This window comes from Lachnoclostridium sp. An138 (assembly GCF_002160765.1).
GTDB lineage: Bacteria > Bacillota > Clostridia > Lachnospirales > Lachnospiraceae > Laedolimicola > Laedolimicola faecalis.
The window spans coordinates 40,597-49,244 of sequence record NZ_NFLF01000024.1 but is presented as its reverse complement, the minus strand read 5'-3'; the positions used below and the strand labels follow the sequence as shown (position 1 = coordinate 49,244).

The window sequence follows — 8,648 nt, the reverse complement described above, 5'->3', positions numbered from 1 at the left end:
TGCTTGCTTCTTAGCATATCTCAACAAAATCAACCTTGTTTCAAATGGCTATTTTTCAATAGCTTGTTTCAGTGCGCCATTTTTCGGCTGGCCTCTACTTTCTTTCACACTAAGCCTCCATTTCACACAATAGTATCTTTTGGGTAACTATAGCACTTTTTTGTGCTTACTTTATAATCTGTCTCTATATCCATACAATAGCATTAAAGACGGAGGCTGTCAACGGGACATTACAAATGAAGACAGCGGAGACAGTATCAAAAAACAGAATTCAAAAATAGAATTCAAAAAAACAGAATTCAGAGGAATGACAGGAGGAAAATGCAAAATGACAGCGCAGGAATGTCTGCAGATATTGCGGAATGTGAAGGATGTTGCTTTCGCCACGACAGATGAGGATGGGTTTCCTCAGGTGCGGATGATCGATGTGATGCTGGTGGAGGAGGGAAAGCTTTATTTCTGCACAGCCAGAGGGAAGGACTTCTACCGGCAGCTTATCTCTTCCGGCCGCGCAGCAGTCACAGGGCTGAACCGGGAATACCAGATGGTGAGGGTAAGCGGAAAGGTACGGAAGCTTTCAGATCAGAAAGCATGGATTGACCGTATTTTTGAGGAAAATCCGTCCATGAAAGGAGTATACCCGGGAGAAAGCCGGTATATCCTGGAACCATTCTGCATAGAGGAAGGAGAGGCAGAATTCTTTGATCTGGGAAAAAATCCGATTTACCGGGAAAGCTTCTGCCTTGGAAGGGGAAGAATAAGACGAAAAGGATTTGAGATCACAGACGCCTGCATAGGCTGTGGGGAGTGTATGCGGAACTGCCCCCAGCAGTGCATAGAAGAGGGCGCGCCTTATGTGATCCGGCAGGAAAACTGCCTGCACTGCGGATTATGTCAGGAAAACTGCCCCGTACAGGCTATAGAAAGGAGAGGTGAAGCATAATGCTGCAGGAGATAGGAAGTCTTCTCTGGGAAAGGAAGGATTTTTTTGCGGGACTGGTTCTGGAGCACCTGCAGATTTCTCTGCTGGCGATTCTGATTGCGATTGTAATCGGAGGAATCTTCGGTCTGTTTATCAGTGAGTTTCAGAAGGCGGCGAAGCCTGCGCTTGGAGCGGTGAATTTCCTGTATACGATTCCGTCTATTTCCATGCTGGGCTTCCTGATTCCTTTTTCCGGCGTCGGAAACGCCACAGCGGTGAGTGCTCTTACCGTGTATGCCCTGCTTCCCATGGTGCGGAATACCTATACCGGTATGACGAATGTAGATTCGGCCATCCTGGAGGCGGCGAAAGGAATGGGAAGCACGCGTCTGCAGATTCTGTTTAAGATCCGTCTGCCCCTGGCGATGCCTGTGATTATGTCCGGCATCCGGAGCATGGTGACCATGACCATTGCCCTGGCCGGTATCGCTTCTTTTATCGGAGCCGGCGGCCTGGGCGTGGCGATTTACCGTGGCATTACCACGAACCAGGGGGCCATGACCATGGCGGGCAGCCTTCTGACGGCCCTTCTGGCGCTTCTGCTGGATTTCCTGTTCGGTTTTATTGAGCGGCGTATGACGAAGCGCAGCGCCAGGGCAAAGAGGACGAACCGTTTTCTGGGACTGGCGGCGCTGCTTCTCTGCCTGCTTGCCATTCTGGCGGCGGCATTGTCCTCCAGAAAGGGAGAGACCATTCATATCGCGACCAAGCCCATGACGGAGCAGTATGTGCTGGGAGAGATGCTGGACATTCTGATTGAGCAGGATACGGATCTGGAAGTGGAGCTGACCCAGGGCGTGGGCGGCGGAACCTCCAATATCCAGCCGGCCATGGAGAGCGGAGAGTTTGACATCTATCCGGAGTATACGGGAACGGCCTGGAATATGGTTCTGAAGGAGGAAGGTCTGTATACGGAGGACCTTTTTGAGGAGATGGAACAGGAATACCAGGAGCGTTATTCCATGCAGTGGGCCGGCATGTATGGCTTTAACAATACCTACGGGCTGGTGGTGCGCAGAGAGATCGCGGAACAGTATGGCTTAAAGACCTACTCGGATCTGGCGGCAGTGTCAGACCAGCTGATTTTCGGAGCGGAGTATGATTTCTTCGAGAGGGAAGACGGATATGACGCTCTCTGCGAGACCTATGGACTTTCCTTTAAGGAGACCATGGACCTGGATATCGGCCTGAAATATCAGGCGCTGAACCAGGAGCGGATCGACGTGATGGTGGTGTTCACCACGGACGGACAGCTTTCGGCCTCGGATGTGGTGGTTCTGGAGGACGATAAACAGTTTTACCCTTCCTATCTCTGCGGAAACATCATCCGGAGCGAGGTTCTGGAGGAGCATCCGGAGCTGAATGAGGTGTTTGAGAAGGTGACAGGCATTATTTCGGACAATGATATGGCGCAGATGAATTATCAGGTAGAGACGGAAGGACGGGAGCCCAGGGATGTGGCAGAGGAGTTCCTGGATGCCCGCGGGCTTTTGAAATAGAAGGGATAAAGGAGGAATCGGAAGATGCAGACAGTCATTGAGTTTCGGCATATAAAAAAAGCCTATGGAGACAAGGTGATCCTGAAGGATTTGAATCTGTCCATTGAAAAGGGAGAGTTCGTCACCATCATCGGCTCGTCCGGCTGCGGCAAAACTACAGCCCTGAAGATGGTGAACGGTCTTCTTTCCCCCACGGAGGGAGACATTCTGATAGATGGAGAAAATATACGGGACAGGAATCAGACGGAGCTTCGGAGAAATATCGGCTATGCCATTCAGGGAAGCGTCCTCTTTCCGCATATGACTGTGGAGCAGAATATCTCCTATGTTCCGAATCTGCTGAATAAGCGAAACAGGCAGAGAACAAAGGAGGCGGTCAGCAAGTGGATGCGCATTGTGGGACTGGACGAAGAACTGAAAAGCCGCTATCCCTCAGAGCTGTCCGGAGGCCAGCAGCAGCGTGTGGGCATTGCCAGGGCTCTTGCCGCTTCGCCGGAAATCCTTTTGATGGATGAGCCCTTCGGAGCCGTGGATGAACTGACGCGCTCCCAGCTTCAGACGGAGCTGCGCCGGATTTACGAGCAGACGGGCATCACCGTGCTCTTCGTGACCCACGATATTTCCGAGGCCCTGAAGCTTGGCACAAAGGTGCTTGTCATGGACAAGGGCGAAGTTCAGCAGTATGACGCTCCGGGAGAGCTTGTCCGGCATCCGGCCACAGATTTTGTGAAAAAGCTGGTGGATCAGGAACGGCGTATCTGCCATCTGCCGGAGGAACGTCTGGCAGAGTGTGAGTTCAGCGGCGCGGGGGAGAAGCGGGACTGAGAAGCCGCTGCCAGGAGGCACCGACAGCCGCAGATGAGAGGTATGGAAGAGTAAAAGGTCTGGCTTGAAAAAAACGGTCCGTCATGATAAAGTGAAAACGGAAAACTACGTAAAGGATAAGCGGCAGGAGAGGACGGACACAGAACATGGCAGTGGATATGAAGGAGATGATCGCGCAGGCAGCAGGACGGCTTATTCTGGAAAAGAAGGTCAAAAAGCTGACGGTGAAGGATATAGTGGAAGAATGCAGTATCACCCGGCAGACCTTCTATTACCATTTCGAGGATATCCCGGATCTGTTCCGCTGGATTATAAAGAGAGGAACGGAAAGACTGCTTCAGGAATGTATGGAACAGGAAGGGGCGGAAGAAAAGCTCAGATATCTGTTCCTGATGCTGCTGAACGCGAAGCCCTTTGTGCGTCAGGGCATGACTTCCAATTATCGGGATGAGATGGAGCAGATTATAAGAGAGACTTTTTATGCTTTCTTTGAACAGGCCGCTGTGGAGAGCGGATTGTATCAGGATTACAGTGGAAAGGATGCGGGAATGATTATCCGTTATCACTGTGCCGCGCTTATGGGGCTTCTGCAGAGCTGGACGGAAAAGGACACGCAGGATCTGGACTATATTGTTCACAGTGTCTACCGGATTCTGAAGGGTGAAATGGCGCCCATGAGCGGAGAAGCTTTCTGAAAGCTGTCTGTTATGCAGCATAAATTCTTATCCAGCGTCAGCCCTGCAGGTATGACATGGAAAATACTTTTACAGAATTGGCCGGAGTGTAAAGAATTTTTACACTTTGGCCTTTTTGTCTATACAGAAAGAGCGTTCTGATCATGGTTTCTGCGGAAGAGCTCTGCTACAATTTGGCTGGTGAGAGAAGGCAGATACCCCGCTGCAAGCAGCGGGGCATCAAACTGGCAGCGCCGCAAGGGGCGGGTCTTTGACCTTCGCGGCATCCGCCAAAGGACGCGGGAATAAAGGACTGCAAGAGGAAAGGAGTGCGGTATATATGGCTCATGAATTGCTTTCCGTGAAGCTGTACGAATTGGATGAAAAGCTGGGCAGACTTCACAGCAGAATTCAGTTCAGTCAGACTTCTGACAGAGAAAGCCTGGCAAGAGAGACGAAGCTCATCCGCCGAGAGTGCGAGGAGGAGCAGCAGAGCTTAAGCAGAAGGCTGAAGTTCAGCAGGTCAGAGATGGCTGGGAAAATATCAGAAATCTATGAAAAAATGGAAGAAACGGTCCGAGGGGCCAGGAATGAAATGGAAGGCGGCCAGAAAAAGATGTCTCCGGAGGAATGGCTGCTGCTGGCAGAATACAGTCTGGATTTTGCCAGCCAGGCTGCGGACCGGGCGCTTCTGATTTCTCTGGAGGCAATTGGAAAACAGGCGGAAGAGGAGCTTTCTTAAGCACATAGAAATGGAGGAAAGAACATGAAAGAAGTGAAATCGCCAAAGAAGCCTTTGTACTATTACTATGGCATTGTGCTGCTTGTCATTGTGCTGGTGAATCTTTTCCTGACACCGATGCTGAGCAGGGCTCAGGTGACAGATGTGGATTATGGAACCTTTATGGACATGATTGAGGAACAGAACATTGGCAGTGTGGAGGTAGATGATACCCAGATTTTGTTTACGGATAAGAATAATACTCAGATATACAGAACGGGTGTCATGGAAGATCCCACGCTGACTCAGCGGCTTTATGACGCAGGCGCGGTCTTTGACCGGAATATGGACGACGGCTCGCCTTCCCTGCTGACCAGTCTTCTGACTTTTCTGCTGCCGCTGATTATCTTTATCGCTCTGGGGCAGTACATGAATAAGAAGCTGATGGAGCAGATGGGCGGAAAGAATTCCATGGCCTTTGGCATGGGAAAGAGCAGCGCGAAAATTTATGTGCAGTCTACCAAGGGCATCCGGTTTGATGATGTGGCAGGCGAGGAGGAGGCCAAGGAAAGTCTGGCTGAGATTGTGGATTATCTGCATAACCCGAAGAAATATACAGAGGTGGGAGCATCCATGCCCAAGGGCGTTCTTCTTGTGGGCCCTCCCGGAACAGGAAAGACCATGCTGGCCAAGGCAGTAGCCGGAGAGGCGAACGTGCCCTTCTTCTCCATTTCCGGTTCGGAATTCGTGGAGATGTTCGTAGGTATGGGCGCTTCGAAGGTCCGCGACCTGTTCAGCCAGGCCAAGGAAAAGGCCCCCTGTATCGTCTTTATCGATGAGATTGACGCCATCGGAAAGAAGCGTGACGGCCAGATGGGCGGCAATGACGAGCGGGAACAGACTCTGAACCAGCTGCTGACAGAGATGGACGGCTTTGAGGGAAATAACGGAGTTATGATTCTGGCGGCTACCAACCGGCCCGAGTCTCTGGACCCGGCCCTTACAAGACCCGGCCGTTTTGACAGGCGTATCCCCGTGGAACTGCCTGATTTAAAGGGCAGGGAGGATATCCTGAAGGTACACGCGAAAAAGGTGAAGCTGGCGGATGATGTGAATTTCCACACGATTGCCCGGATGGCGTCAGGCGCTTCAGGAGCGGAACTGGCAAATATCGTGAACGAAGCGGCTCTCCGCGCGGTGCGTGACGGACGCGCCTATGTAACGGAGGCAGATCTGGAGGAAAGCATCGAGGTAGTTATCGCAGGCTATCAGAAAAAGAACGCCGTGCTTTCTGATCAGGAAAAGCGCGTGGTGGCTTATCACGAAACGGGACACGCGCTGGTGGCGGCCATGCAGTCTCACTCGGCTCCGGTGCAGAAGATTACAATCATTCCGCGTACGTCGGGCGCTCTGGGCTATACCATGCAGGTGGAGCAGGGCGATAAATATCTTCTGACCAAGAAGGAGATCGAGGACAAGATTGCGGTCTATACCGGCGGACGGGCTGCCGAGGAAGTAGTATTCGGGGAGATTACCACAGGAGCCTCCAATGATATCGAACAGGCCACGAAGCTGGCCCGTGCCATGATTACCCGGTACGGTATGAGCGATGAGTTTGATATGGCGGCCATGGAGACGGTGAATAACCAGTATCTGGGCGGAGATACCTCTCTGGCCTGCTCGCCTGAGACGCAGAAGGAAATTGACGGGAAGGTCGTGGCGATTGTGAAGGAACAACATGCGAAGGCTGTGGAAATCCTGAAGCAGAACAGGAAGAAGCTGGATGAGCTGGCGGCTTATCTGTATGAAAAGGAAACGATCACAGGCGGGGAATTCATGGAAATTCTGGAGCGTAAGGAGGCGTAAAGAGATGAGAAGATATTCGGGCTTCAGATGGATGCAGTTTATAATAGGAATATTGCTGGTGATTCTTGGAATATGGACCCTGAGCCATCCAGGCGCGGCTCTGACAGGACTTGTGCTCCTGTATGGACTGCTGGCGGTTCTGACCGGTATCGCGGACATCCTGTTTTATGTAAAAATGGAGCGTTATACAGGCTTCGGCCCCATATTATCGCTGATTTCAGGAATTTTAAGCGTGATGGCCGGCGTCATGCTTCTGGTGTATCCGGGAGCGGGAAGCATAGCGGCCGCGGTTCTGTTTCCGCTGTGGTTTCTGGCCCACTGCATTTCCAGACTGGCCACCCAGCCCCGCATTCTGAAATTCCTGAATCCCTTCAGCTACTATCTGACGCTGGTACTGAATATTCTGGGGCTGATTCTGGCAGTGCTGATGCTGTTCAATCCTGCGGCAGCGTTTCTATCCCTGGATACGATCATCGGCTGTTATCTGGTATTGCTAGGCATCGACAGCATTGTGCTGGCATTCAGCGGAAGAAAGGGTGATATGGATTCCCGCTGGTAAGAGAGAAGCCGGAAGAAAGAGAGAGAACAGAGAAAAAAGAGAAGGAAAAAAGGAAAGAAAAAGGAGAAAAAAGGGACCTGCGTCCGGGGGAAAAAGCCTGCCTGGACGCGGGTCCTTCTGCCGCCCGGTTCTTTTTTCTGCCATGTCTTTTTGCAGGGGCACGTGGGAAAGCGCATTGACATATAAATATTATTGTGATATGATTTTGATATCAAAAAGAGGAGGTATGCGTGATGCAGGAAAAAATACTGAAAGGGAAAAAGAACGGACTGGCGATGCTGTTTCTGATTTTACTGGTGTATGCGGCGGGGATCGGAATTTTCGCGGCAGGCTGTGTAATGGCAGAGGCAGGGACGCTGATGCCTCTGGCGGTAGCGATGATCGTCATCGGAGGGCTCTGGATGGCTCTTGGCTGGCTTCCTCTGTGCGGACTGAAGGTGCTCAAGCCTCAGGAAGCTCTTGTGCTGACACTTTTTGGTAACTATGTGGGAACGCTGAAGGAAGAAGGATTCTATTATGTAAATCCTTTCTGTACGGCGGTCAATCCGGCGGCGAAGACCAGGCTGAACCAGAGTGGAGACGTGAATGACGCGGGAAAGATGCTGATGAACGCGGCGGCCCAGGCAGGCACTGTGGAAGCCACGGGAAAAAGGATTTCCCTGAAAATCATGACGCTGAACAATAACCGGCAGAAGATCAACGACTGCCTGGGAAACCCGGTGGAGATCGGCATCGCGGTCATGTGGCGTGTGGTGGACACAGCGAAAGCTGTGTTTGAAGTGGATAATTACAAGGAATATCTTTCTCTTCAGTGCGACAGCGCGCTGCGCAATATTGTCCGCATCTATCCCTATGATGTGGCTCCGGGTGTGGACACCACGGGAGACGGCATTGCGGATGAGGGGAGCCTGCGGGGTTCCAGTGAGGTAGTGGCAGAGCGTATCCGGAACGAGATTCAGAGCAAGGTGGCGGACGCTGGCCTGGAGATTCTGGAAGCGCGCATTACGTATCTGGCTTACGCTCCGGAGATTGCGGCAGTGATGCTGCAGAGACAGCAGGCCTCGGCAATCATAGATGCCAGAAAGATGATCGTGGAAGGAGCCGTCGGCATGGTGGAGATGGCGCTGGAGCGCCTTGATGAGAAGCATACGGTGGAGCTGGACGACGAGCGTAAGGCCGCCATGGTATCCAACCTTCTGGTGGTTCTCTGCGGAAACCATGACGCCCAGCCTGTGGTAAATTCAGGCAGCCTGTACTGATTAGACAGGAAATGAGCCTATGGCAGATAACCAGAAAAAACAGATCCCGCTCCGCCTTTCCACAAAGCTGTACAACCAGATAGCCGCCTGGGCTGAGGACGATTTCCGTTCTGTGAACGGACAGATAGAATATCTTCTGACGGAATGTGTGCGGCAGCGGAAAAAGAACGGCAAATATGTGTCGGAAGAACTCGATAAGCCTCTGGACATCGAGATCGAGTAACGTCCCGGGCGGATTCGCTGAATCGGCTGCGAATAGTAAC

The 8,648-nt window shown here is 51.9% G+C and carries 9 protein-coding genes; all 9 read left to right on the top strand.

All coding sequences use genetic code 11. From position 1 onward, the window contains the following. Nucleotides 1-328: 328 nt before the first annotated feature. The 9 genes from B5E82_RS15490 to B5E82_RS15450 all read left to right on the top strand — a co-directional run bounded on the left by B5E82_RS15490 (nt 329) and on the right by B5E82_RS15450 (nt 8,608). Nucleotides 329-943: a 4Fe-4S binding protein gene (locus B5E82_RS15490; protein ID WP_087308443.1), complete on the top strand. Its 615-nt coding sequence runs from the start codon at nt 329-331 to the stop codon at nt 941-943. Beyond that, nucleotides 943-2,481, top strand: coding sequence for an ABC transporter permease/substrate-binding protein (locus B5E82_RS15485; protein ID WP_087308442.1), 1,539 nt, complete (start codon nt 943-945; stop codon nt 2,479-2,481). Before B5E82_RS15490 ends, B5E82_RS15485 begins: the two co-directional genes overlap by 1 nt. A 24-nt stretch (nt 2,482-2,505) precedes the next feature. Then, nucleotides 2,506-3,306, top strand: a complete 801-nt coding sequence (locus B5E82_RS15480) for an ABC transporter ATP-binding protein (RefSeq protein WP_087308441.1) — start codon at nt 2,506-2,508, stop codon at nt 3,304-3,306. A 146-nt stretch (nt 3,307-3,452) separates the two neighbouring features. Then, nucleotides 3,453-4,001 carry a TetR/AcrR family transcriptional regulator gene (locus B5E82_RS15475; protein ID WP_087308440.1) on the top strand — a complete coding sequence of 183 codons (549 nt, stop codon included), beginning with the start codon at nt 3,453-3,455 and terminating at the stop codon, nt 3,999-4,001. Nucleotides 4,002-4,320: 319 nt separating this feature from the next. Beyond that, nucleotides 4,321-4,722, top strand: coding sequence for a hypothetical protein (locus tag B5E82_RS15470; protein WP_087308439.1), 402 nt, complete (start codon nt 4,321-4,323; stop codon nt 4,720-4,722). Nucleotides 4,723-4,746: 24 nt separating this feature from the next. Then, complete coding sequence (gene ftsH / locus B5E82_RS15465) at nt 4,747-6,567, top strand: ATP-dependent zinc metalloprotease FtsH (protein ID WP_087308438.1); 1,821 nt, start codon at nt 4,747-4,749, stop codon at nt 6,565-6,567. A 4-nt stretch (nt 6,568-6,571) separates the two neighbouring features. Continuing rightward, nucleotides 6,572-7,126 carry an HdeD family acid-resistance protein gene (locus tag B5E82_RS15460; RefSeq protein WP_087308437.1) on the top strand — a complete coding sequence of 185 codons (555 nt, stop codon included), beginning with the start codon at nt 6,572-6,574 and terminating at the stop codon, nt 7,124-7,126. A 233-nt stretch (nt 7,127-7,359) separates the two neighbouring features. Next, nucleotides 7,360-8,385 (top strand): SPFH domain-containing protein, encoded by a 1,026-nt coding sequence (locus B5E82_RS15455; RefSeq protein WP_087308436.1) that lies wholly within the window; start codon nt 7,360-7,362, stop codon nt 8,383-8,385. A 19-nt stretch (nt 8,386-8,404) separates the two neighbouring features. After that, nucleotides 8,405-8,608: a PTS ascorbate transporter subunit IIC gene (locus B5E82_RS15450; RefSeq protein ID WP_087308435.1), complete on the top strand. Its 204-nt coding sequence runs from the start codon at nt 8,405-8,407 to the stop codon at nt 8,606-8,608. Nucleotides 8,609-8,648: the final 40 nt, after the last annotated feature.

What these genes read in the sequence shown, in the direction of transcription:
- B5E82_RS15490 (WP_087308443.1), top strand. Translation starts at nt 329, where the DNA reads ATGACAGCGCAGGAATGTCTGCAGATATTGCGGAATGTGAAGGATGTT.
- B5E82_RS15485 (WP_087308442.1), top strand. Translation starts at nt 943, where the DNA reads ATGCTGCAGGAGATAGGAAGTCTTCTCTGGGAAAGGAAGGATTTTTTT.
- B5E82_RS15480 (WP_087308441.1), top strand. Translation starts at nt 2,506, where the DNA reads ATGCAGACAGTCATTGAGTTTCGGCATATAAAAAAAGCCTATGGAGAC.
- B5E82_RS15475 (WP_087308440.1), top strand. Translation starts at nt 3,453, where the DNA reads ATGGCAGTGGATATGAAGGAGATGATCGCGCAGGCAGCAGGACGGCTT.
- B5E82_RS15470 (WP_087308439.1), top strand. Translation starts at nt 4,321, where the DNA reads ATGGCTCATGAATTGCTTTCCGTGAAGCTGTACGAATTGGATGAAAAG.
- ftsH (WP_087308438.1), top strand. Translation starts at nt 4,747, where the DNA reads ATGAAAGAAGTGAAATCGCCAAAGAAGCCTTTGTACTATTACTATGGC.
- B5E82_RS15460 (WP_087308437.1), top strand. Translation starts at nt 6,572, where the DNA reads ATGAGAAGATATTCGGGCTTCAGATGGATGCAGTTTATAATAGGAATA.
- B5E82_RS15455 (WP_087308436.1), top strand. Translation starts at nt 7,360, where the DNA reads ATGCAGGAAAAAATACTGAAAGGGAAAAAGAACGGACTGGCGATGCTG.
- B5E82_RS15450 (WP_087308435.1), top strand. Translation starts at nt 8,405, where the DNA reads ATGGCAGATAACCAGAAAAAACAGATCCCGCTCCGCCTTTCCACAAAG.